Source organism: Candidatus Methanoplasma cognatum (genome assembly GCA_009777615.1).
Classification (GTDB): domain Archaea; phylum Thermoplasmatota; class Thermoplasmata; order Methanomassiliicoccales; family Methanomethylophilaceae; genus Methanoplasma; species Methanoplasma cognatum.
Genome location: WRLM01000001.1, coordinates 235,190 through 257,991, shown reverse-complemented (window position 1 = coordinate 257,991; position 22,802 = coordinate 235,190). Strand labels below are relative to the sequence as shown.

Here is a 22,802-nt window from a genome sequence, read left to right as displayed (position 1 = left end):
GATAATCTAACTTTGCATTGCTCTGCGCCGTCAGATAAGCGGGATCCCGAACAGCTGCGGTACGGGGAAAGATGATAAACAATCACGTTATTGTCGAAATCGCTGATCTGATGACCATGACGCCAAGCGAACCCAACTTAAAGAAGATCGTCGCGGAGAAAGCTGTAGACGATCATGTCAGGGACGGGATGACCGTCGGACTCGGGACGGGAAGCACATCCGAATATGCCGTTAAGAGGGTCGGAGAACTGGTCCGAGACGGATTCAGGCTGAAGTGCGTCGCAACGTCCCTGCGCACTGCGGATCTGGCACAGAGCCTCGGAATAGAATTGTATGATATCGACGAAGTGCCTCACATCGACGTGACCATTGACGGGGCGGATGAAGTGGACCCGGGCAAACAGCTGATCAAAGGCCTCGGCGGCGCTCTCTTGAGAGAGAAGATAGTCGCCGCCGCCAGCATGACGGAGGTGATAATCGTCGACAGGTCGAAGATAGTGGACAAACTGGGCGTGAGGACGCCTCTGCCGGTCGAGGTCATTCCTTACGGCCACAGGAAGACCGCTTACGCTCTTGAGAAACAGGGGTGCAAAGCGACACTGAGGATGTCCGGGAGTGAGCCTTTCATAACAGACGCCGGCAATTACATCTATGACTGCAAGTTCGAATCTATCGAAAGCCCCTTCTTTCTCGAATCCAGGATAAACGTCATACCGGGCGCGGTGGAGAACGGACTGTTCCTCAACACCGCCGATGTTGTCCTTGTGTCAAATCCCGACGGTACAGTGACGAGAATGGATTGAATCCCCGTTTCTTTATTATAAAGAAAGAGTGAGGTTTTAATATAACCTCGATAATAGCACGTTCCGATTCATTTCAGGTGATAAACATGAAAATGCCCAGAACCATCAAAACATACTGCCCGTTCTGCAAGACCCATAGGGTCCACGACGTAGAAAGGGTCAAGAAAAAGAAAGCCAGCGAGCTCAAATGGGGTCAGAGGAGATTCAGAGAGGCCACCTCCGGTTACGGAGGATACCCCAGGCCGAAGCCGAAGGACAGGGAGAAGCCCACCAAGAGGGTGAACATCAGATTCAGATGCGAGACCTGCAAAAAAGCGCACCTGACCTCCTGCATAAGAGCGAAGAAGTTCGAGCTTACGGAGTGATCACATGACCGGCGATTTCATAAAAGTAAAATGCCCCGACTGCGAGAATGAGCAGATCGTATTCAGAAAAGCGGCCACCAAAGTAAACTGCAACGTGTGCGGATCCACCCTTATCGTGCCCAAAGGCGGCATCGGAGACATCAAGGGCGAGATCATCGAGGTAGTAGGCTGATGTCAAGGGCCAAAGGCTTTCCCGAGCACGGAGAACTCGTCGTCTGCACAGTGACCAACGTGAAGAATTTCGGTGCCTTCGTCACTTTGGACGAGTATGAAGGAAAGGAAGGGTTCGTACACGTCAGGGATGTAGCCACAGGCTGGGTAAAGTACATCAGGGATTTCATCAGGGAAGGACAGAAGATAGTCTGCAAGGTTCTGGGCGTAGACTCTTCAAAAGGCCACATAGACCTTTCCCTCAAGTCCGTGAACGATCATCAGAAAAGAGAAAAGATACAGCAATGGAAGAACGAGAACAAGGCCGAGAAGCTTGTGGAGATCATCGCGGAGCGCATGTCCGTTTCGATCGATGATGCATACGACCTGTTCGCCAAAGACCTCCTCGAAGTCTACGAGACACTTTACGGGGCCTTTGAATCCGCGGTCGCTTATCCCGACGAGTTCACCGAAGAGTTCTTCGGAGAATGGACAGGGACGTTCATTGAGGTCGCTAAAGAGAACGTGACACCGCCGTTCGTTGAGATAGACAGCATCTTGGAGATGACCTCTTCGGCGCCCAACGGCATCGAACTTATCAAAAAGGCCCTTGCCGCCGGACTTAAAGCGGCCGACGGCGAGAGTGCCGTGATCACTTCCATTGGTTCGCCAAGGTACAGGGTCACCGTGACCGCCAGCGAATACAAGGATGCGGAAGACATCATGAAGAAAGTGACCGCCAAGGCCATGAGCGAATTCACCGCTGCGGGCGGCGCAGTCACCCTTAAACGCGAGAGCAAGTGAGATGAGCTCATCCCTCAGAAAATGCGCCTCGTGCGGAAAATACTCATTGGAAAGCGAATGCCCGTCCTGCGGGTCCCCCGCAGGTAACCCGGCGCCGGCAAAGTTCTCGCCCGACGACCGCTACGGAGATTACAGAAGAAAGGCAATAATCGAGGAGTACGGAGAGAATGGAAAACATCGTCGTCTATAAGAGCAGGCCTTCTCTGAAAGGCCCTCTTTTCATTGAGTGCCTGCCGGGAATAGGGAACGTAGGCAAAACGGCCGGGGATTTCATAGCGGATTCCCTTAATGCGGAGATGTTCGCCACAATATATTCCAAACATTTCCCTCCCCAGGTGCTTCTGGATGACGAGAACATTATCGAGATGGCGAACAACCAGCTTTGGTTCGCGAAGGACGTCAACTCCAGGGACATAGTATTCCTGAGGGGGGACTTCCAGGGCTCGACCCAAGAGGGGCAGTTCGAACTCTGCGTATCGATACTGAACATACTCATGGAGTACGGGGTGTCTGAGATAATCACCCTCGGGGGATACGGCACCGGCCTCATGGTCGAGTCCCCCCGCGTGTTCGGCGCGGTGACAGACTTGAAGATAAAGAAGGAATTCGGGGGCTACGGAGTGGAGTTCCCTTCCGGCGACCCGAATGCCGGGATAATAGGCGCCAGCGGAGTATTCGTCGGGCTCGGTAAGGTGCATGATATCCCGTCGATATGTCTGATGGGTGAAACGTCCGGGTACTTCGTCGACCACAAGAGCGCGATGGCGATGGTCAATGTGCTGATGAAGAAACTGGGAGTGGAGCTGGATCTCAAAGAGCTCCAGGACAAATCCGAGCAGATCGACGAACTTACCGCCAAGGTGAAAGAGATCGAAGGCCGCGACAACGTGGACTTGGGATACATCGGATGATTTTCCCAAGTGGTTACATTTAAATAGACTATCCTTTATCCTGTTTTACCCCGCCTAGCTCAGCCTGGCCAGAGCGGCTGACTGTAGAGTGTTCTCGGAAGAATCCGATACAGCCGCTGAAATCAGCAGGTCCCCGGTTCAAATCTGGGGGTGGGGACCATTCACATCCAGCTTGGATATTCTGAAGAAACCATCATAACAAGTTACTGCATCATTCAGGTCCGTCTTCTTCTGATGACAGCACGTGTCCGCATTGAGGACAATATTTTGCCAGCGGAGATCTCGTATTCGCATTGCATTCGGGGCAGGGATACTCGACCTCTATCTCTCCCATTAGGTGCATTTGTTTGTTTTCCGTTATTAGGGTCAGGAACGTGCGCGCTTCCCCGGCCGAGTAGTCAGCTTCCTTTGCTCTTCTCCCGTAGTACATGTTCGAGACACCTATTATTGCCAGGAAGGCTACTGTGAAAATAACGATCACCATCAGGATCAGGTAATCAAAAAATCCTATTTCTAAAACGACTCTGCCGTCTGATGAGGTGTATGGTGAGCTGAACCTCAATAAAAAGAAGAACAGTGTGAGAAAAAGAAAGAGCACCCCAAAAACCAGCCCCAGGGCGCCGCTTTTGTACGTATCCCTTTCTTTCACGTATACGCCTCTCGATATGATCGTTTCTTTGCTCGTCATCCTTTGCATTTCCTCTGACCTCGCCTATATAGAACAACACGTGCACAAAATACTATCGAACGGTCCTGGATTCTTTTTTACTATTTTCATTGACGATGTTCGCTTCTTTTATCGTAAGTTCTTTTGATTAAGTGTCGCAAGTGAGGATTAATTAATCCCATGTGCGATGACATCTTATGGAGAAGCCGGATGTTTGGGATGTGCTTCGATCGGGTAAAGCTGTGGGAAGAGGCTCTCCCTGTCATGATGATTACGACAGGGCGTTGACGGAATGCATAGAAAAAAGGCTCAGGTACAACACATTATCATTCACTGCAGAGGAAAGAAGGGCCGCGCTCTCCGACCTGCTTGGCTACCCTGTCGACGAGCACACGAAGGTTGTCCCTCCCTTCCACTGCGATCAGGGATTTAATATCAAACTCGGAAAGAACGTGCTGATCAACTACGATTGCATATTCCTCGATACGGGGGAGATCTCCATCGGAGATAACGTTCTCATCGGCCCCGGATCAAAACTCGTCACGGCTAAACATTCCCTTGAAGCTGAAAAAAGAAGGGACTGGGCTGTAAGCTGTTCCCCGATAAGGATAGAAGAAGATGTTTGGATGGGTGCGGGGGTCGTCGTGCTTCCCGGGGTGACGGTCGGGGCCCGCTCCGTCATAGGAGCGGGCTCCGTCGTCACGAAGGATGTTCCGCCTGATGTCATCGCAGCAGGTAATCCTGCCAGGATCGTCAGGTCCCTTTGATCAGAACTCCCTTCTTATGAATGCGATCCATGCCAATACTGTAGAAGCGACACTCCATCCTACCACAGACAAAATCACTTTGGTCATATCCGGCGCTGGTATCAGAAGTTCCTCTATTTGTTCGAGAGTAAATCCCGCCATCTCCCCGATATGAGCCATTGAATCATTTAAGGCGGCAAGACTTCCTGGTACGCCTGTGTATATTGCCGTCGCCGCTTGATCGATAAAGAACCATGGCATAGTTCCTGTCGTCATAGACACCACATCGGGTAAGAACCACACCATGAATATTAGTAAAAAGAATGTCAGAATCGCAGAAGTGCTTCCCTTTTTCATGATCGAACTTATGAACATCGCGATGCCGGACATTGCCACGACTAAAAGGGAGGCTATTCCCAGCGATACAAAGAGTTCGCTTGGTACAGACCCCGTACCAATCAGTGACAATGCCACAAGTCCTGCATAAAACAGCACTATCATCACTACCTCCAATGCGATGCATCCCAACATCTTCCCTAAGAAAATAGATGTCTTCTTTATCGGCCTAGTGAACAGTATCAATGCTGTCCTCTCTTCAAACTCCGATACAGTCACGACTGATGCGAAGAGGGTTGCCGACAGTATTATCAGGAAACTAACAAGGAACAAATGAATCATTATTGCTGCCCCGGGTTCCCCTCCGAGGCCTCCCCCATTAAAATGTTGAAGGAGAGTTATCACTGCGAATACAAAAATTATGAGCGCGACATATATCGCAAACCTTTTTCCCCGAACGAATTTACGTATCTCGTTCTTGGCCACCACGTAGGATTGTCTGAAATCATCCAACTCAATATACATCATCTCGACTCCTTTATCAGCTTGAGATAAGTGGTCTCAAGTGTATCCTCTTCGTTCACTCCATATGCGCCGATGTTCAATGCGCCGAGATCGTTGAAAAACCTCACACGGACGTTATTATCGCCCTTTATAATCACATCGATATCGTTGCCGTACCTTTCGGCCGAGACAACGTTGTTCAGCTGTCCGATCTTAGATATCATGTTCTCATTGGGTATGCTCTCGACCTTTACGATCATCCTCTTGGTGTCGTCATCCTTCCCGATTATACTTATGTCGTCGTGAACGATCATCTTTCCGTGGTTGATTAGAGCAACCCTGTCGCAAAGATCGCTTACTTCACGGAGTATGTGGGAACTCATGATAACGGTAAGATCCTTCGACTCGTTCCTGAGATTCTTCAGGATCTCTCTCATCTCGGCCTGGCCTCTGGGATCAAGCCCGGAGTTAGGCTCATCCAATATAATGACGCTCGGGTCGTTAATGAGCGCCTGGCCGAGTGCTATCCTCTGCCTCATCCCTTTGGAAAACGTCCCTATCCTTTTGTCTTCCCATTCCGTCATCTTCACCTTTTCCAGGATCCTGTCGGTCTCGCTCTTTATAGACTCGGCTTTCATCCCAATTATCTGCCCCACATACCTAAAGGTCTCCCTTGGCGTGAGGTAAGGATAGAACTCCGGGGTTTCGACCACTGTCCCAACACCTGTCAGCGCTACCTTCGGGTCCTTGGTCACATCGACACCGTTGATGTACGCTTCCCCTGATGTAGCGTTTATCAGATGCGTCAATATCTTCAGTGTTGTACTTTTCCCGGCGCCGTTGGGTCCCAGGAAACCGGTGAAGCTGTTCCTTTTCACGGAAAGATTGAGGTTGTCCACTGCAACAAAGTCCCCATATTCTTTCCGTAGCCCCACTATCTCGATAGGGTTATCAGATGACATACTTCCTCTCATCCAAAGTTTATATATAAATCTGTCGATAGTTGACAAGTCAACCTAAATCGTTCCCTTTATTCATCTTCCTCTTCGTGCCGCGCCTTATGGTCATAGCCATTTGGCGGGACTGCACCCTGATCACGGCGGGAGTATAATCCAGAAAATTATAGAATGAAGTTAAGCCGGTGAGCGCCCTTCTGGGGAAATCTTTCTCAGACCCTCTCACTGCATTCTCTCTTTTCAGAACGCTGTTCAGGAAGCTTTCCGTGTCATCCGCTTTTGAGATCGTCACCACCGACCCCAGGTCCTCCGCGATGTGCCCGTCGCTTCCGCCCGTTATTCCAAGACCGTATCTTTTGAAAGACCTTATCGCCTCTACATTGTCTTGTCGGGTCATCCCTCCACATATCACCTCATAGGCGTCCAGCCTTCTCACCACATCGTCAGAGATGTACCCTTTCCTATTGCAGATCTCCACTCCTTTGTTGGAACCGAGGTACCCCATGGGGTGCGCTCCGGATGTCACGCAGTTCCATCCCTCCAGAAGATCGAGGAGTTTTTCCGTGGTGCAGTCCTTGAGAGCGAGCCATGGGCACGACTGTAGCCTCGGCCGGATGTTCTCTTGCCAGAAATCTCTGAGTTCTTTCATCTCATAGAAGTACGTGAGTATGTGCGGACCGTCCGATGTGCTCACTTCCATCCCCGGAATGATGAACACATCTTCTTTCTCAATATCTACGGCTTCAAGCGAGCTTATCAGGTTGTGATCGGTGACCGCCATACCCACGTTCCTCGACCGTGCTATCTTCAGCAACCGGCTGATGCTGCTGTACGAGTCCGAGCAGTCGGTATGGATGTGCATATCCGCGCAAAGGAACCCTGAGTCCGCGATGAGCTCCCAGTCTGGGTTCTCGAATTTTATCCTAGGTTTGTCAAAGGAGGTGTTCATCTCTGACATAATGAACGCCACACATCCTCCGACGCAGATAGTATTTCCTTCTCATCGATGGTGGTTATCCTGCCGTCGTCCAGAACTATGTCCCCCTGGCACATCACTGTCTTCACGTTAGACGAGGATGCGGAATAAATGATGTTAGATATCATGTTCTCCGGAAGCAGGGGCCTGATGTTCGGGGACCCGCCGTTCAAGATAACAATATCCGCATATTTTCCTTCCTCGACGGAACCCAGAGAATCCTGCATGCCTATCGCCTTCGCCGCATTCACTGTTGCGAAGTCCAGGAGCTCCTGCGCGGACGCGACGGTGGGGTCCCACCTGCTGGACTTCTGAAGCAGCCCCAATGTTTTCATTTCAGCCATCATATCGAGACTGTTGTTAGTGGTGCTGCCGTCCGTTCCGACGGTGACGTTCACACCGTATCTCTGGAATTCGGGTATCGGAGCTACGCCTCCGGTAGCCAGTTTCATGTTGGATACCGGGCAGGATGAGATCGAGGCTCCCGCATCGGCCATTATCTTTACCTCGTTCATTGTAAGCCATGCGGAATGCGCCGCGATCGTGTTCCCTCCGAGAACGCCGATATCGTTCAGCCACTCTGCCGGCCTTTTTCCGGTCTTCTTCCTGTGTTCGTTGACCTCTCCTCTGGTCTCCGAAAGATGTAAGGTCAGCGGGATGTTCTTCTCGTCAGAGAACTCCTTCGCTTTTCTGCATGTTTCTTCGCCGCAGACATATACTCCCTGCAGCCCTGCGCCGGGTATTATTTTTCTTTTTTTCTTGAAATTGTCGTAGAATCTTTTGCAGTTCTGCATGGGATTCCCTTTCTGGGTCGTCAGTTCCTCGTCGAGGACGCACCAGCACAGCACCCCTCTTATGCCCGCTTCCGCCACCGCTTTTGCGATGACGTCCTCCGAATAATACAGGTCAACGAAAGTGGTAGTGCCGCTGCGGATCATCTCGGCGCATCCGATCTTCGTGCCGACGTCTATGTCCCTGTCGGTCCTCTCGGAATCTATCCTGAACACCCTCTCTAAAAATTTCGGGAAAGGGATATCGTCTACGGCGCCCTTCATCACGGCCATTGCAACATGTGTATGGGTGTTGATCAGCCCCGGCATGACGATGTCACCGGAGGCGTCGATCTCCTTGTCCGCCGATCCCTTATACTCTTTTCCAACGGATACTATCCTTTCCCCGTCAACGACCACGTCGCCTCGGATGATCCTTCTCTGCTGGTCCTGCGTAACGATCCATGCATCTCTTACGGCGGTGATCATGCCTCAGGATTTTCATTTGATGTAATAACCGTTTCGCAGGCCATGCTCCAAAAAAGTTCCCTGCGGAACCCCTTACAATAAAAGAATAAAATACGGAGGCGCCGATGATTACACGCATGTTCGAAACCGAGAAGACCAAGGAACTGGCGCAGAGTGGGGATCCTGAAGCGCAATACGCACTCGGCCGGATGTACGGTGACGAAACGCCTCCGGATCATGAGGAAGCGGCGAAATGGTATCGGCTTTCCGCAGAACAGGGGCATCCCGGGGGACAGAACAGTCTTGGTTTTTTATACGGAACCGGAAACGGAGTGTCTCTTGATCATAAAGAGGCCGTGAGGTGGTATCGGCTTTCCGCGGAACAGGGTCATCCCGGCGGGCAGAGCAATCTGGGTTTGGCCTACAGTAAAGGAGAGGGCGTGCCTCAGGATCTTGAGGAAGCTGCTAAGTGGTATCGGCTTTCTGCAGAACAGGGTCATCCGGGGGGACAATACAATCTCGGCACGATGTATCACAGGGGGAAGGGCGTGCCTCAGGATCTTGAGGAGGCTGCAAAATGGTATCGGCTTTCCGCAGAACAGGGGCACTCATGGGGACAGAATAACCTCGGTACAATGTGCCAGACCGGAAAAGGTGTGCCTCAGAATCTTGAGGAGGCTGCAAAATGGTATCGGCTTTCCGCGGAACAGGGTAACGCGGAGGCGCAAAGCAACTTAGGCTGGATGTACGAGAACGGGGCCGGCGTGCCTATGGGTAAGGAGGAGGCTGCGAAGTGGTACAGACTTTCCGCGGAACAGGGGAATGCGCGTGCCCAGCACAGCATAGGCCTGTTGTACTGGAGAGGAGAAGGCGTGCCTCAGGACCACGAGGAGACGGCAAAATGGTACAGACTTTCCGCCGAACAAGGGAACGAAGAGGCGCAATACGGTCTGGGCTGGCTGTATGAGAGCGGGGACGGCATGCCTATGGACTATGAAGAAGCGGCGAGATGGTACAGACTTTCCGCTGAGCAGGGGAACTCCTGGGCGCAGAACAACCTTGGCTGGCTGTATGAGAATGAGAAGGGCGTGCCTATGGATCTTGAGGAGGCCGCGGAGCGGTACATACTTGCCGCTGAAAAAGGGAATCCGTGGGCGCAGTACAACATCGGCCGCATGTACAGCAGCGGGAAAGGTGTGCCTCAGGACCATGAGGAGGCGGCGAGATGGTACCTGCTTTCCGCCGAACAAGGGATAGCGGCGGCACAGAACAACCTGGGTGTGATGTACGAGGACGGAGAAGGCGTGCCTATGGATCCTGAGGAGGCTATGAGACTGTACGCGCTTGCCGCGGAACAGGGGCATGAGATGGCATTATACAACCTGAACAGGATGCGGCAAAGACAGGAGCATCAGTGATCCGGTGCGGGGAGCGGCAAAGTCTCGAAAAAAAGGATATATCGATACCGCTATGGGGCGGTATGGTGTTCCGGATGACATTCCTCGGGACGGGCGGCGGAAGGCATACCGCCATGTATCAGACCCGCAGCACCGGAGGGATACTTATTGAGCACGGGGACGGAAAACACCTTCACATAGATCCGGGACCTGGCGCCCTGACCCAGATGAAAAGGATACATTATGACCTCACGAGAACGGATTCTCTTATCGTATCGCATGCGCATCCCGACCATTATTCGGATGCCGAGTCGGTGATAGAGGGGATGACCTTCGGCGGGTGGAAGAGGAGAGGGCATCTGTACGGCAGCCCTACCGTCATCCGGGGGGAGGGTCTGCTTGGTCCGTGCATCTCGAGGTATCATCTCGGGACGGTCAAAGGTGTGACAGTGACAGAACCGGGCGCGGTCCTTGACATAAACGGCCTGAGGACCGAGGTCTGCAGAACAGACCACAGCGACCCTACGAATGTGGGTTTCAGGTTCGACAGCGGCAGCGGGATCGTCTCCTATGTCAGCGACACGAGCTATTCAGAGGAGATAGCTGAACAGCACAAAGGGAGCAGGGTACTCATCCTTCCGGTCACGACGCCGGACGACCTGCGGATCTCTTACCATTTATGCACCGATGACGCGGCCTCTTTCATCGACGTCGTAAAGCCGGAGCTTGCCATCTTCATACACCTCGGCATTGTCATGATCAAAAGGGGCCCCGATAAACAGGCGCTCAAGACCGAGGAACGAACCGGAGTAAAGACGATAGCGGCGAGAGACCTTGATGTTCTGGACATCGGAGAGGCGCTTTCTTTTTCGACGCCCGAAATATATGATGACGAGTGGATCCCCGATACCTCCCCGTGACCGCCGCAGAAAGGCGGGCTCGGCCATATCAGAGTTCGGAGCGGATGGTTCCGGTGACCCATCCGTAGGTCTCTTCCGTCATCAGCCCGGCCGCGCGCTCCTCCCCCACCATAAGAAGAAGCTGCCTGGAGCGCCCGTTGTATTTTTGATAATTCGCTTCCGCCTCTTCTTTCGGTCTGTCCGCCGACCATCTCATGCCGTTGTGCCGCATGTCGGCGAATTTGACCTCTGCGGCGATGTCGCTTGAAGCGACCCTTTTGAGATAATCGCCTATATCCTCTCCTTTGCGCTTGGAGACACAGTCCACCGCCGTTACTATTTCCTCGCTGAAACCCGCCGCACGGAGGTCGCCGAGGGTGACGTGGGTATCCTCGACCACATCGTGCAGCAGAGCGGCGATCTTTCCACCTGCTGTTCTGCAGTATCCCGATACGGCGACAGGGTGCAGGATGTAGTCATTACCGGACTTGTCCTTTTGTCCCTCATGTGCCTCTGTTGCTATCCGCAGAGCTTTTTCATATTCTTGCTGAAAGGATTGATCGCAGGTCATGTTCGAACGTCTGCTGTTATGATTCCTTCCTAATAAATAATTCGCCGGCCTCGTGTCAGCTTTGCCGCCGGTCAAGCGCGGTCAGGTCTTCCCTTTCGTACTTGTGACTGCCCTGCAGCCCCTTTTTGTATTTCCAACATCTTATGGCTTCGTCAAGGCTCTTCCCGTCGTTATCGGCAAAGAAATCTCTTATGTATGTGTTGTACTCGAACTGCCTGCCGATCTCGGTCTTGCCTTTCTTCTTTTCTTCCATTACGGAATGGTACGCTATGACAGCGTCCCCGTAGCTTTTTCCGGCGTTGGATCTCAGCCATTTTTGGAAAGCAACGTTGAAAGTGAACCTCTTGCCTATCCTCTGTTCGAAGAAAGCGCGGTGCCTCTCGGAATAAGAGGGGACGCTTTCGATAAGGGTATCCTCAGTGATCTCCCGTTTACCAGAAGGCGGTTTCGCTTTTGCCTCCGGCGCAAGCTCCTTGCCAGTATCGAGATAATATGATATCCGCTTCGTCAGGTCTTCCTTTCCGCCGGAGACCCGCAGGCCCTCCTGTCTGCAGAACCGCACCAGCTCTTCTTTCAGATAGTAATAACTTCGGAATGTCCCGCTGTCCAGGTTCTTATTAAGATCTGGTCTTTCCGTCACCGGCTCTTCCTCTCATACAAAACATGGAACATCTGCTTAAATGATTTTCCGGCGGCAAAGGCCGTATGCAGGCATTTCGACAATTGAGTATCCTCATCGAACTGACCAGCATCGAAAAGTAATTAATCGGAAAGCAGAGTTTGCATACTATGGCAACCTATCCGGCTTATCCCTTCATGGAATCGAAGGAATGCAGAAATTGTATGCTGACAAAAAAAGCGTGCATAGGCATAAACGCAGATTACGTTTTCTGTGCAAATTGCAATGTGCCTCTTTTATTCCCTGATGACGCGCGTGCCCTGCTGATGACTGTGGTGAAAAGGTCAGAGAATCGCAAAGGGGGCATTCGGACATAAGCTGACGGCCGATCAGTCAAAGGGAGGACGGGCGATGAACCATTCGATACTAGGTCTCACGGCGCAGATATCGGACAATGCTTAAATCCTCAACGCCTATCTTTGGCAATGAGCCTTGAGTCTGAGGTATTGGAAAAGATAAAACCGACCGCCGAAGAGGTCGAATTTATAGACAATGCCGCAAAAGGCCTGAAGAAGAGAGTGGAGGATTATGTCAGGGACCACGACATAGATGTCGAGGTCCGGCTCGTCGGGTCATATGCGAAGGGCACTTACCTGTCGGATCCTGACATCGACCTTTTCCTTCTTTTCCCGGAGACCGTTTCCTCTAAAGAGCTGGAAAGAGTAGGGCTGTCCGTCGGAGAGGCCATAATAAGAGGAGTGAAGATGTACTCCGAGCATCCTTACACCCGCGGCATATACGACGGTGTGGACGTCGATCTTGTGCCCAGCTATTCCATCAAGACCGCCGATAAACTAAGGTCTGCTGTTGACCGGACCCCTTTCCACACGCACTACATCCTTGAGAATCTCAAAGAAGAGCAGAAGGACGAAGTAAGGTTGCTCAAGAAGTTCATGAAAGGCATAGGAGTATACGGCGCTGAGCCCGTGACGAGAGGATTCTCGGGATACCTGTGCGAGCTGCTTGTCCTGCATTACGGAAGCTTCCTCAAGGTGCTGGAAGGGGCGAGCGAATGGAAGGAGGGGACCTGCATATCCGTGGACAAAAAAGGTCCGCCGATAATAGGCCCTCTTGTTGTCTATGATCCGGTGGACCAGAAGAGGAACGTCGCGTCCGCGGTGCACATTGAGACCATGGCCCTTTTCATCGTGGCGTCGAAGGCATACCTTTCATCGCCTTCGGAAAAGTTCTTCTTTCCCAATGACAGGCAGCCGTGCTCGAGAGAGGAGTTGCAGAGGATAGCGGACAGGAACGGCTCGAGGATAATAACGGTGGTTTTCGACAGGCCGGATGTGGTCATGGACAACCTTTACTCTCAGCTGTGGAAGACCCGCTATGCCCTTACCAGAAAACTCAACGATTTTGACTACAATGTTCTGAAGGCGGCGCAGGAGATGTATGAAAAGAGTCTGGAGATCGTCTTCGAGCTTGAGCGCGATGTCCTATCCAAAACGTATAAGCACACTGGACCGCCAGTCTGGGTGAAGGCGGCGGATTCGTTCCTTTCAAAATGGAAGAACAACGTCTACGGCCCGCCTTTCATAGAGGACGGGTGCTGGACGGTGATAGCGGAGAGGATGTACTTCACAGCGAAGGAGATGCTTGCGGACGAGGCAGCCGTATCAGGTATAGGAAGGGAGCTCGACCCGCGGAACATGAAGATAAGGGATCATGAATCGTCCCTTAACGAGACCGATCCTCTGCTTCTCACCGAATTGATGGATCCGAAGAACAGCTGGGAGATATGAACCCTCAGACGAAGGGCGAGTTGATCAGGACCATGCATATGCCCAGCCCGAGCATCAGGAATATAAGATAATTCATCAGCATGGTCTTCATCTCAAGAAGGTCCGCACGGAATCCCATGATCACGAGCAGTTTCTTCATCACCAGAACGACCAGGAACGACAAGGCGGTCGCGAACATCCAGCCGTTATCCATTCTGCACAGCAAAGCGCCTATCACGCCGACCAATAGCGCGAGGCCCGTTATGATGAACAGTACCTTAGTGCCGTAGATGTCCTTGAGGATGAACTCGCGCTCATCGAACTCCGCAGGAGTGAACTGATACTCCTCTTCTTCTTCCTCGATGATGCGCCTTCTCTTCTTTGCCATGTCCACATGGATTCCTATCAGCAATATAAACATTTATCCGCTAAAAGGGGGGCCCTCATTCTTTTACACATTAACTCCCGTTATATATCGGAGAAACGGTTGGAAAAGAGATCCCGAGACCATATGCTAAATGTGTCATTCCTGCGGAGAGAATGCGTTACCTGTGCGGACCCCGCGCCGATAAAAACCGTTCTGATGTGTGAAAATGTCCTGCAGGCTCATTCGGGGGTTATTCATGCAAATTAGTGCAAATTCAGGAGGTGCGGAAATCTCACTTTCGGCCGATTCGGACACCCCCTGATTTGCCTTATATATTGAAAGCAACTTGATGATTATGGTGAGAACCAATGGCAGCAAAGACCCTAGAAGACATACCAGGAGTAGGACCAGCCATAGCAGAGAAACTCCGTGAAGGTGGGTATAATGAATTAATGACCATTGCCGTCGCTTCACCGAAAGATCTTGCAGAGACCTGCGAGATCGGTGAGAAGAAAGCATTGGACATCATCGAAGGCGCGAAGCTCTGCGCCGATATCGGCGGATTTGAGACAGGAGACAGCATCCTGGAACGCCGCAAGTCGGTGGCGAAGCTTACGACCGGATCAAAAGCATTCGATGAACTTATGAACGGAGGATTGGAGAGCCAATCCATTGTAGAATTTTTCGGCGAATTCGGAAGCTGCAAGACACAGGTCTGCTTCCAGCTCGCCGTCAACGCCACGCTTCCCGAGGAAAGGGGAGGGCTGGACTCCGATGTCATCATCATCGACACGGAGAACACGTTCAGACCGGAGCGTATAATCCAGATGTCGAACTATCTCGGCGTGGATCCTGAGGACGTCCTGAGAAGGATACATGTCGCGAGAGCGTTCAACTCCCAGCACCAGATCCTCCTCGTCGATAAAGCGCTTGAACTGGCGCAGCAGAAGAAGGTCAGGCTGATGGTCGTCGATTCCCTGACGTCACACTTCAGGGCAGAGTATCTCGGTAGAGGCGCGCTGGCAGAAAGGCAGCAGATCCTCAACCGTCACATGCACGATCTTCTGAACTTCGCAACGCTGAACAACGCAGTAATAGCCGTAACGAATCAGGTGGCGGCTAAACCGGATGCGTTCTTCGGCGATCCTACGAGGCCGATCGGCGGACATATCGTAGGACACACGGCTACCTTCCGCATTTATCTGAGAAAAGGAAAGGCCGGGAAGAGGATCGCCAGACTCATCGACTCTCCGAACCTTCCGGAAGGAGAGGCTGTGTTCACGGTGACCGAAGATGGTATTAAGGACTGAAACCTAAAGGGGCCCGTGGACCCCGTTTTCTTTTTTGAATTGTCCGGCGAATCCAAGGACATGCCGGCGGCCGAGGCGAAAAGATGCATTGAGGCCGAATGTCCATACCACAGCATCGTCGGAGAAGGCCCGGGATACCTTACGGCCTCTTTCCCCGAAGAATGTCTCGGCGGGATCGCCGACCGCATCGCCCTTACCCATTCTATCGGAAGATATCTCGGATCGTACGACCCTTGGGACGTCAGCGGACTTTCCGGCGCGGATCTGCCGCAGGGCACGTTTGCGATCAGGGCCAAAAGATTTGAGGGTATGATGAAAGATACGGACTCCCAGAAATTGATAAAAGAGGCCGGGAATGTGCTTTCCGGGAACAACGATGTGGACCTCCGCGATCCCGATATAATTGTTAAGATGCAACTTTGCGACAAAGTACACCTTTACATTGAAGAGAGGGCGATCGACAGGAATATCATGGAGAAAAGAAAGGTCGGCGAACGTCCCTTCTTTTCCCCCATATCCCTTCACCCCAGATATGCCAGAGCTCTCATCAACCTGACCGGCGCGAAAAAAGGGGACACCGTGCTTGATCCGTTCTGCGGCACGGGAGGGATCATGATCGAGGCCGCCGATATGGGAATGAAAGCTGTCGCGTCAGACTTCGATGAGGACATGGTCTTGGGCTGCATGGAGAATATGGGGTTTTACGGTCTCAGGCTATACGACCATGAGGTGATCGACGTTAAAGATATCCCGGAAAGATTTTCTGAGATAGATAAAGTGGTCACCGACCCTCCTTACGGAAGGTCCACGAAGACCGGCGGAGAGGACGTTTTGCGCATACATGAGGTCGCAATGCGATCTATCCCGAAGGTCCTGACCCGGGAAGGCAGGGCGGGGATCATCCTCCCTTACGAAACCGGTTCCTCGGAAATGGAACTGGACCGTTCCTTCAGGCAGCACGTCCACGGATCGCTTTCCCGCTACTATCACATCTTTAAAATGTTCAATCATTAACTATTTCAATTCTTACCATATCCCAGCAGCGTGAACAGATTCCTCCGCCTATTCCGGTTCGGAAACGGCATCATGGGCATCCTCGGGGTCATCGTCAGCGCTTTCATCGCCGTCGGATTCGATATCGGAGACCATATTCAGAATCTGATCATCTCCTGTGCGGTGATCCTTGCCTTCATGGCAGGCGGGAACTCCCTGAACGATTATATCGATAGGGAAATTGACAAGACCGCCCACCCTGACAGGCCTCTTCCGAAGGGAGAGATCAAGCCCCGCACCGCACTGATCATCGGGATATCCGGGCTTGCGGCCGCATCCCTGCTGTCGATAGCGATGATGTCTGTCATGGTCACGGTCATAGTCGCCGTTGCCGCCGCGTTGATGGTGTCCTATGAGCTGTTCCTTAAACAAAGGGGGTTCGTCGGAAATATCACGATCGCCGTTCTGACCGGGATGATCTTCCTCTTCGGCGGTGCGGCTGTGAACAACATTGAAGGCAACATCATCATTGCGGCGATGGCTGCGCTGGTCAGCGTCGGCAGGGAGATCGCAAAAGATATACAGGACATGGAATCGGACGAAGGCAGGAGCACGCTGCCGATGATGATCGGCGTACGTAATGCGTCGGCCGTTGCCGCCGTGTTCTTCGTATCCGGCGTCATCCTGAGCATATGGCCCTTGGTCGATCAGACCTTCGGGCCGCTTTACTGCATAGTATTCGCGGCGGATGCAATCTTTATTTATAGTGCATTCATTATTTTCCGCAAGGCGGATGTTTCGCAGAAGATGGCGAAGATAGCAATGTTCATCGCATTGATCGCATTCGTGTTGGGTGTCGTCTTATGGGCATAAAGGAATATCTTATCGACAGAATGAAACAAGGGACCATTCACATGGCGCTCTTGGATCCGGACAAACAGGACAGCCGAGAGGCTGGCGTCATAGCGAAGAAGATGAAGGACGCCGGAACGGACGCGATAATGATCGGCGGCTCCACCGGCGTTACCTCCGAGAATCTAAGCGAAACGGCGAGGTCCATCAAAGAAGCATCCGGTCTCCCGACGATACATTTCCCAGGAAGCCCGACCGCCCTTTCCAAAGACGTCGATTCGATACTCTTCATGAGCATGGTCAACAGCACCGACCCCTTCTGGATAATGAACGCCCAGGCCGGCGCTTCCAGGTACATCAAGAAACTTGGGATAGAGACCATTTCCTTAGGATACATCATCGTGGAACCCGGAATGAAAGTGGGGGAAGTAGGAAAAGCGGACGTGATAAAGCATGACGATATCGACCGCGCCGTGGGATATGCGCTGGCATGCGAGATGTTCGGAATGGACCTCGTTTATCTTGAGGCTGGAAGCGGCGCCGATCGGCCGGTGCCTCCGGCAATGATATCCGCAGTCAAAAAAGCGGTATCGATACCGCTCATCGTGGGGGGCGGGATCAGGACCCCGGAGGCCGCAGAGGCGGCCAGGGTGGCTGGCGCAGACGCCGTCGTTACGGGAACATTCGTAGAGAGATGCTCCGACGGCACGATGCTGAGATCTGTCGTCGAAGCGTCGAAAGGAAGGTGAAGTGATGTCGGAACCCCCCGCATACCGTGTCCCCGTGTCTCCCAAGGCCCCGATGTGGATCACGCCGGAGGAGAGGTCCGCCAATATCACCAAGGAACTCAAGATAGCGGCCAGAAGGTTCCTCTGCCCCAACTGCGGCAAAGAGTTCAGCCTTTTTCAGTCCAGGGCCATAGCCTGCAAGTACTGTTCCAAAGCGAATCAGAATTGCCCGAACGTACGCTGTCCCCATTGTGACTCAGAATTCCCGATACAGGGGTTCATAGTCCCGGACAAAGAGGACAGGGTCCACATGAACAAGTATGCCGACACTGTATTCAACAATTTTGACGATACGTATAACAGAAGATGATTCAAAGTTCCAGGACCTTCATTCCTGATGCTCCCTTTTTCCTCACGGCGCCTTCCCCGATCAGTTCGACCAGCACGACCTCCAGCACAAGCCACGCTATCACGCCGGTTCTGAGACAGCCTGTTACCGCTTTACCCTCCCTTCCCGCGGACCCGTGCATGTGGATCATGGGGTCCCCGTTCTCATCCGGGAAGATCGTACCCGACGCCGTCAGCTCGTGAGGTGCGTCCAATGTTATTATGATGGGGACTATTCCGTTATCATAAGGCATCTCGGGGCCAACGGTCATGCGCGAACCCTCCCCTATGCCTCCGACGGCGGTCACCAGAGCGTTCTTTATCCCGTTCTCGCGGGAGAACCTCTCCAAAACTTCGTGAAGGACCTCCCCCGTCTCCAATCTGAGAACGAAGACCCTGCCCTTTTCCATCTCGAGGGATCTCATGATGGGTCAACGATATTTGCTGTATTTATCCATTAGTCTGCCGATCTTATCGAACTCTTCCTTGGTAAGATCCCCGGACTCCAGAAATGTCTTCGCGAACTCCTTGGCGTCCTTGGTGGATACTCTCGACGCCTTCGCTATTATTGTGGCAAGAAAAGATGACGCTTTGGCCGGGTCCATGGCGGACGCGGATAGAACCTCGTTCATGTCATATTTGAAGGGCGCCAGTTTTTGAGTGTTCAGCATGGATTGTCTTTTGCTCCCTATCTTTGGTTTAGGCTTAGGTCTTCTGCTTCCGGGTTTATCCGCGGGCGCCTTACCTTGTACGGGGGCTTTCTTTGCTGCTCCTTCTTTTACATCTGCCAATGCGATTACTCCGAAACACCTGACCTCCTTATGTTATTTAATAGTCTCTGGTGGAATCCCGCATATCCAACGGTGCCGGCCGGCATCTGGCTGACCAGAGTAATAATAAATACGGGCCCGCTCATAGAGAAATGATGCCCGAAGGAACGGAACCTCCTGCGGAAGGGGGAGATTCGGTAGGAAGATACGTCAGCAGGTTGCTTTACGCAAGCTATGCGGCAATGATGATCTTTTCCGTGATGGTCCTGGTTGGAGGAATATTCCTCGGGAATTTCCTGGGAGTGTTCATTGCCGTACCGGTTATCATCATACTTGCGGACGCTCTGTTCACAGACAGGACGACGGTGCATATCCCGCCTTTCGTGATATTCCTGATCGTGGGGCTGATGATCCTTATCGTTCTCGGAAGGTCCTTCGGCAGCGGGACCCCGCTGGGGATCGTCATGGACTGTCTTTTCGGAGCTGTGATGGGGCTAGGCGGATTGGCGGTGACGTATTCCTTCATGGGCATTGCGCCTGATGCAGCGGGAGGGAGGGCGGCGAGAGTGGTCTTTGTTTCCATATCTGTCGCGCTTTCGATGTTCACCCTGATGCTGATGCTGCAGTATTACCTCGGCTTAGCTCTTGACGTGCCGGCCAAGACCATGGATGAAACGATGGAGCAGCTTCTTCTGGTGATACTCGGCGCCTTATCGGTCGTTCTGATATTCTATTCCGGAAGACGTTCGCTCGTAGTGAAGAAAGCTGTTAGGAGGTACCTTGAGAACAACGCCGCGACGCTGGGAATAGAAGAATATGAGACGATGGAGATAGAGAAGGCCATCAAAAGCGGCGAAGGCGAGAAGGTGGAGTATAAATCCACATTGAGAACGAACCTCGCCACGGGAGAGAAGGACGCCAGGATGGAAAAGGCCGTCATGAAAACGCTGGTGGCATTCCTTAACAGCAGAGGCGGGACCCTTCTCATCGGGATCGCGGACGACGGAACGGTTGCCGGAATAGACGAATCCAGCTTCGACAGCAGAGATAAGCTGAACCTTCACCTTACGAACTTGATCGCAAGCCAGATCGGGAATGAGTTCCTTCCGTACATCTCATTCCGATTGTCGGATTATGAGGGAAAGGGAGTGATGAGGATCGTCTGCAGAAAGAGCGACAGCCCCGTTTTCCTGAAAGAGGGGAAACAGGAAGCGTTCTTCGTAAGATCGGGACCTTCAAGTGTCGAACTTAACGGGATGGACACTCTGAACTACGTTGACAACCGTTTCAAAAGAAGAAAGAGGAAGTTGTTTGAGGAGTGAGATCACTCCTTCTTTTCCGCCTTTATCTGGTCGCTCAGTTTTTTAGAGGTCCTGGCTATCCATATCGTCATTATCACTGCCATTACCGTGACCAGAATGGCATATATGAATAAGGCCCAGAGTCCGCTGTTCTCACCAAAGACCTGCTTTACCGCCTCTTTGATGGCTTCGTTCCATGCCAGCGCCGCCACGAGGCCGAATGCGGCCGTTATAAGGGCTGAGAAGGTCGTAACAAACTGGAGTTTTGTCTCTGTATCCATATTTTTTCCTCCTTACTAGAGAATGTACCTATATGCATTACAAAATACTTAACTAATGACCCCCTGCAAGGCCGCAACTTAATGTATGCCTGGTCTCAGAATTACTCAGAGCAACGAAATGGAGAATTCCATTCTGTACGTGATAAATATACGTAGAGCAATAAGCTTCTATGTCGGGTGAGGATACATACAAACCAAAGATAAGCGTATTCTATTATGCTATTGCATCGGCGGGAGTCGTGGCCTTGATTCTTTCGGCAGTATGCCTGATGTTCTTTTACGAATATATGCTGAGTCAAGATTATTTCGGCATGCTTCTGTTTTGCTCGGTCTTACTCTCTACTTTGACCATATTCATTATCTGCGTACGTTCCAGGGTCAGATTCACATTCAAAGAGAACGGCCTTTTGATCAACGGCATTCTCAGAAAATACGAGATAGGGTATTCATCGATCACGCATGTGACGGAGGATGACAGCTTTGCCGCGTTCTACTATCCGGGGACCTTCGGCCCGGCGACCGCCCTTTCGCTGGACCAGATATTGATCGGGTACGGCGCGACCAAGAAGATTTACATCGCCCCTGAGAAAAAACAGGAGTTCCTGTCGAAGCTGGAGAAAAAACTTCCGAACCCATCGGTGCTCGTGAGGGCACAGAGCAAGGGGCGGTGAGGAAAACATGGACTGACGGGAGATCGGTCCGGTGCCGCGGACCACGTCCCGGTTTGATCTGGATATATCCTTCTGTCCTTTTAGGAATGAAATAACGAACTTGCACCAAACATCATTTTCTGTCTCGTCCGCCATATAATGAAATATATGTGAAGAGTTAGACCAAATCGGGCGGTCCGGCTGCCCGCTGTGATGAGGGGCGCGCTAATATGGATGAAAAATACACCTGCTACTGCGGCCTTTACTGCGAAAACTGCGCAGTGAAGACGAAGATCGATCCGACTGCAAAGAACCTATACGAAGAAATGAAATCTGCCGGATTCGAAGAGGTCATACATTTTATCCCCGGCGGAGACGGCTTCTGGCCGTTCCTGAAAAATATGGCGGAGAACGGTACATGCACCTCATGTCGCGAAGGGGGCGGGCATCCGGGGTGCGGCATAAGAACATGCGCAAAGAACAGAGGGGTTGAAATGTGCGCGTTGTGCGAAAGCTATCCCTGCGGACGTTTTGACAAATTCCTCCTTGCGTATCCTCTGCTGAAACAAGACAACGCGCTGCTCCGCGAAAAGGGGATGGAAGCCTGGTCGCAGATTCAGGACGAACGCCGCGCAAGAGGATTCGTGCATCAGAATAATAAAGAATGATCTGCCTACAATATGGGTCAGTTATGAAAAAAGCGGGAATAGTGGGCGGGATCGGGCCGGCTTCAACACTGGATTACTACAGAGGCGTCATCGAAGGGTACAGAGCAAGAACGGGCGGCAGTTATCCTGAGGTCGTCATCAACAGTGTCAGCATGAGCGAGATGATGTCGTTCGTTCAGAACAAAGACTGGGATTCACTTGTCAAAATGCTTGCGGACGCAGTGAACGATCTTGCAAATGCCGGTGCGGACATCGCGGCCATCGCCTCCAATACTCCGCATATAGTGTTCGAAAGAGTCCGAAAACTATCCCCTGTGCCGTTGATAAGCATAGTTGAGGAAACATGCAAGTACGCACAGAGAAAGGGGTGTAAAAGGATCCTCATAACCGGCACACGTTTCACTATGGGCAGCGGCCTTTATTCCGAAGCATTGGGAAAGTACGGAATAGAGGCGGTCGTTCCGTCCGAGGAAGAACAAGCGGATATCCACGGGTTCATATTCCCGAACCTTGAGAACGGCATCGTCGTGCCGGAAGACAGACAAAGAATGCTCGAGATCGTGAACCGGCTGATAACAGAACATGAAGCTGATGCAGTGGCCCTCGCCTGCACGGAACTGCCGCTGATGATCAAAGAAGAGGATCTGGGTGTTTTGATCCTTGACACAGCGCAGATACACATAGCATCGATAGTCAATTCCATATGATGACACAGCCGCAACAGTATGGTTTGTAAAACATGCATAATCCAAAGATCTAAGGTGTA

General features: G+C 52.0%; 30 protein-coding genes and 1 tRNA gene. 20 read left to right on the top strand and 11 right to left on the bottom strand.

Features of this window, described 5'->3' with window-relative positions; all coding sequences use genetic code 11:
• Positions 1 to 110: 110 nt before the first annotated feature.
• From rpiA to FWG96_01175, 7 genes are all read left to right on the top strand, one after another.
• Positions 111 to 803, top strand: a complete 693-nt coding sequence (gene rpiA, locus FWG96_01205; protein ID MCL2031881.1) for a ribose-5-phosphate isomerase RpiA — start codon at positions 111 to 113, stop codon at positions 801 to 803.
• Positions 804 to 889: 86 nt separating this feature from the next.
• Positions 890 to 1,168 (top strand): 50S ribosomal protein L44e, encoded by a 279-nt coding sequence (locus FWG96_01200; protein ID MCL2031880.1) that lies wholly within the window; start codon positions 890 to 892, stop codon positions 1,166 to 1,168.
• Positions 1,169 to 1,172: 4 nt separating this feature from the next.
• Positions 1,173 to 1,340 carry a 30S ribosomal protein S27e gene (locus FWG96_01195; GenBank protein ID MCL2031879.1) on the top strand — a complete coding sequence of 56 codons (168 nt, stop codon included), beginning with the start codon at positions 1,173 to 1,175 and terminating at the stop codon, positions 1,338 to 1,340.
• On the top strand, positions 1,340 to 2,122 hold the full coding sequence (locus FWG96_01190) for a translation initiation factor IF-2 subunit alpha (GenBank protein ID MCL2031878.1): 783 nt from the start codon (positions 1,340 to 1,342) through the stop codon (positions 2,120 to 2,122). Before FWG96_01195 ends, FWG96_01190 begins: the two co-directional genes overlap by 1 nt.
• A gap of 1 nt (position 2,123) precedes the next feature.
• On the top strand, positions 2,124 to 2,312 hold the full coding sequence (locus FWG96_01185; GenBank protein MCL2031877.1) for an RNA-protein complex protein Nop10: 189 nt from the start codon (positions 2,124 to 2,126) through the stop codon (positions 2,310 to 2,312).
• On the top strand, positions 2,290 to 3,033 hold the full coding sequence (locus tag FWG96_01180) for a proteasome assembly chaperone family protein (GenBank protein MCL2031876.1): 744 nt from the start codon (positions 2,290 to 2,292) through the stop codon (positions 3,031 to 3,033). The genes FWG96_01185 and FWG96_01180 overlap by 23 nt, the downstream gene beginning before the upstream one ends.
• Positions 3,034 to 3,081: 48 nt before the next feature.
• Positions 3,082 to 3,193 (top strand) — tRNA-Tyr (locus tag FWG96_01175).
• 51 nt (positions 3,194 to 3,244) lie between these two features.
• Here the strand turns inward: FWG96_01175 and FWG96_01170 are convergent.
• A complete protein-coding gene (locus tag FWG96_01170; GenBank protein ID MCL2031875.1) occupies positions 3,245 to 3,730 on the bottom strand; it encodes a hypothetical protein in 486 nt (161 codons plus the stop codon).
• A gap of 167 nt (positions 3,731 to 3,897) precedes the next feature.
• Between FWG96_01170 and FWG96_01165 the strand changes: the two genes are divergently transcribed.
• The gene (locus tag FWG96_01165) at positions 3,898 to 4,467 is read left to right on the top strand and encodes a sugar O-acetyltransferase (protein MCL2031874.1); all 570 of its coding nucleotides are present in this window, start codon (positions 3,898 to 3,900) and stop codon (positions 4,465 to 4,467) included.
• On the opposite strand, the gene FWG96_01160 is transcribed toward FWG96_01165, so the two are convergent.
• From FWG96_01160 to FWG96_01145, 4 genes are read right to left on the bottom strand one after another with little or no spacing between them, the layout of a single operon-like run.
• Entirely contained in the window at positions 4,468 to 5,310 is an 843-nt protein-coding gene (locus tag FWG96_01160; GenBank protein MCL2031873.1) for an ABC transporter permease, read from the bottom strand.
• Positions 5,307 to 6,248, bottom strand: a complete 942-nt coding sequence (locus FWG96_01155; protein MCL2031872.1) for an ABC transporter ATP-binding protein — start codon at positions 6,246 to 6,248, stop codon at positions 5,307 to 5,309. The genes FWG96_01160 and FWG96_01155 overlap by 4 nt, the downstream gene beginning before the upstream one ends.
• 49 nt (positions 6,249 to 6,297) lie before the next feature.
• Positions 6,298 to 7,200 carry a hypothetical protein gene (locus FWG96_01150; GenBank protein MCL2031871.1) on the bottom strand — a complete coding sequence of 301 codons (903 nt, stop codon included), beginning with the start codon at positions 7,198 to 7,200 and terminating at the stop codon, positions 6,298 to 6,300.
• Positions 7,188 to 8,477, bottom strand: coding sequence for an amidohydrolase family protein (locus FWG96_01145; protein MCL2031870.1), 1,290 nt, complete (start codon positions 8,475 to 8,477; stop codon positions 7,188 to 7,190). Before FWG96_01145 ends, FWG96_01150 begins: the two co-directional genes overlap by 13 nt.
• A 116-nt stretch (positions 8,478 to 8,593) precedes the next feature.
• On the opposite strand from FWG96_01145, the gene FWG96_01140 reads away from it, so the two are divergent.
• Together FWG96_01140 and FWG96_01135 are read left to right on the top strand one after the other, a co-directional pair.
• Complete coding sequence (locus FWG96_01140) at positions 8,594 to 9,874, top strand: SEL1-like repeat protein (protein ID MCL2031869.1); 1,281 nt, start codon at positions 8,594 to 8,596, stop codon at positions 9,872 to 9,874.
• 62 nt (positions 9,875 to 9,936) lie between these two features.
• Positions 9,937 to 10,773 (top strand): MBL fold metallo-hydrolase, encoded by an 837-nt coding sequence (locus FWG96_01135; protein ID MCL2031868.1) that lies wholly within the window; start codon positions 9,937 to 9,939, stop codon positions 10,771 to 10,773.
• Between the two features lie 28 nt (positions 10,774 to 10,801).
• On the opposite strand, the gene FWG96_01130 is transcribed toward FWG96_01135, so the two are convergent.
• Together FWG96_01130 and FWG96_01125 are read right to left on the bottom strand one after the other, a co-directional pair.
• Positions 10,802 to 11,323: an HD domain-containing protein gene (locus tag FWG96_01130; protein ID MCL2031867.1), complete on the bottom strand. Its 522-nt coding sequence runs from the start codon at positions 11,321 to 11,323 to the stop codon at positions 10,802 to 10,804.
• Positions 11,324 to 11,378: 55 nt separating this feature from the next.
• Positions 11,379 to 11,963 carry an SAP domain-containing protein gene (locus FWG96_01125; GenBank protein ID MCL2031866.1) on the bottom strand — a complete coding sequence of 195 codons (585 nt, stop codon included), beginning with the start codon at positions 11,961 to 11,963 and terminating at the stop codon, positions 11,379 to 11,381.
• Between the two features lie 464 nt (positions 11,964 to 12,427).
• Here FWG96_01125 and cca point away from each other — a divergent pair, with 464 nt between their 5' ends.
• Positions 12,428 to 13,750, top strand: coding sequence for a CCA tRNA nucleotidyltransferase (gene cca / locus FWG96_01120; GenBank protein ID MCL2031865.1), 1,323 nt, complete (start codon positions 12,428 to 12,430; stop codon positions 13,748 to 13,750).
• 4 nt (positions 13,751 to 13,754) lie between these two features.
• Here the strand turns inward: cca and FWG96_01115 are convergent, their stop codons facing one another.
• Complete coding sequence (locus tag FWG96_01115; GenBank protein ID MCL2031864.1) at positions 13,755 to 14,117, bottom strand: hypothetical protein; 363 nt, start codon at positions 14,115 to 14,117, stop codon at positions 13,755 to 13,757.
• 347 nt (positions 14,118 to 14,464) lie between these two features.
• Between FWG96_01115 and radA the strand changes: the two genes are divergently transcribed.
• From radA to FWG96_01090, 5 genes are read left to right on the top strand one after another with little or no spacing between them, the layout of a single operon-like run.
• Complete coding sequence (gene radA, locus FWG96_01110; protein ID MCL2031863.1) at positions 14,465 to 15,406, top strand: DNA repair and recombination protein RadA; 942 nt, start codon at positions 14,465 to 14,467, stop codon at positions 15,404 to 15,406.
• A 15-nt stretch (positions 15,407 to 15,421) separates the two neighbouring features.
• Positions 15,422 to 16,420, top strand: a complete 999-nt coding sequence (locus FWG96_01105; protein MCL2031862.1) for an RsmD family RNA methyltransferase — start codon at positions 15,422 to 15,424, stop codon at positions 16,418 to 16,420.
• 30 nt (positions 16,421 to 16,450) lie between these two features.
• A complete protein-coding gene (locus FWG96_01100; GenBank protein MCL2031861.1) occupies positions 16,451 to 17,272 on the top strand; it encodes a UbiA family prenyltransferase in 822 nt (273 codons plus the stop codon).
• Complete coding sequence (locus FWG96_01095) at positions 17,263 to 18,000, top strand: geranylgeranylglyceryl/heptaprenylglyceryl phosphate synthase (protein ID MCL2031860.1); 738 nt, start codon at positions 17,263 to 17,265, stop codon at positions 17,998 to 18,000. The genes FWG96_01100 and FWG96_01095 overlap by 10 nt, the downstream gene beginning before the upstream one ends.
• Positions 18,001 to 18,004: 4 nt before the next feature.
• Entirely contained in the window at positions 18,005 to 18,349 is a 345-nt protein-coding gene (locus FWG96_01090) for a hypothetical protein (GenBank protein ID MCL2031859.1), read from the top strand.
• 1 nt (position 18,350) lies between these two features.
• Here the strand turns inward: FWG96_01090 and FWG96_01085 are convergent, their stop codons facing one another.
• Together FWG96_01085 and FWG96_01080 are read right to left on the bottom strand one after the other, a co-directional pair.
• On the bottom strand, positions 18,351 to 18,791 hold the full coding sequence (locus FWG96_01085) for a DNA-binding protein (protein MCL2031858.1): 441 nt from the start codon (positions 18,789 to 18,791) through the stop codon (positions 18,351 to 18,353).
• 6 nt (positions 18,792 to 18,797) lie between these two features.
• A complete protein-coding gene (locus FWG96_01080; GenBank protein MCL2031857.1) occupies positions 18,798 to 19,157 on the bottom strand; it encodes a hypothetical protein in 360 nt (119 codons plus the stop codon).
• A 131-nt stretch (positions 19,158 to 19,288) separates the two neighbouring features.
• Here FWG96_01080 and FWG96_01075 point away from each other — a divergent pair, with 131 nt between their 5' ends.
• The gene (locus tag FWG96_01075) at positions 19,289 to 20,458 is read left to right on the top strand and encodes an ATP-binding protein (protein ID MCL2031856.1); all 1,170 of its coding nucleotides are present in this window, start codon (positions 19,289 to 19,291) and stop codon (positions 20,456 to 20,458) included.
• A 2-nt stretch (positions 20,459 to 20,460) separates the two neighbouring features.
• Here the strand turns inward: FWG96_01075 and FWG96_01070 are convergent, their stop codons facing one another.
• Complete coding sequence (locus FWG96_01070; protein MCL2031855.1) at positions 20,461 to 20,718, bottom strand: DUF5654 family protein; 258 nt, start codon at positions 20,716 to 20,718, stop codon at positions 20,461 to 20,463.
• Positions 20,719 to 20,888: 170 nt separating this feature from the next.
• Here FWG96_01070 and FWG96_01065 point away from each other — a divergent pair, with 170 nt between their 5' ends.
• From FWG96_01065 to FWG96_01055, 3 genes are all read left to right on the top strand, one after another.
• Positions 20,889 to 21,389 carry a PH domain-containing protein gene (locus FWG96_01065; protein MCL2031854.1) on the top strand — a complete coding sequence of 167 codons (501 nt, stop codon included), beginning with the start codon at positions 20,889 to 20,891 and terminating at the stop codon, positions 21,387 to 21,389.
• Between the two features lie 209 nt (positions 21,390 to 21,598).
• Positions 21,599 to 22,036 carry a DUF3795 domain-containing protein gene (locus tag FWG96_01060; GenBank protein ID MCL2031853.1) on the top strand — a complete coding sequence of 146 codons (438 nt, stop codon included), beginning with the start codon at positions 21,599 to 21,601 and terminating at the stop codon, positions 22,034 to 22,036.
• Between the two features lie 23 nt (positions 22,037 to 22,059).
• Positions 22,060 to 22,743 (top strand): amino acid racemase, encoded by a 684-nt coding sequence (locus tag FWG96_01055; GenBank protein MCL2031852.1) that lies wholly within the window; start codon positions 22,060 to 22,062, stop codon positions 22,741 to 22,743.
• Positions 22,744 to 22,802 lie beyond the last annotated feature (59 nt).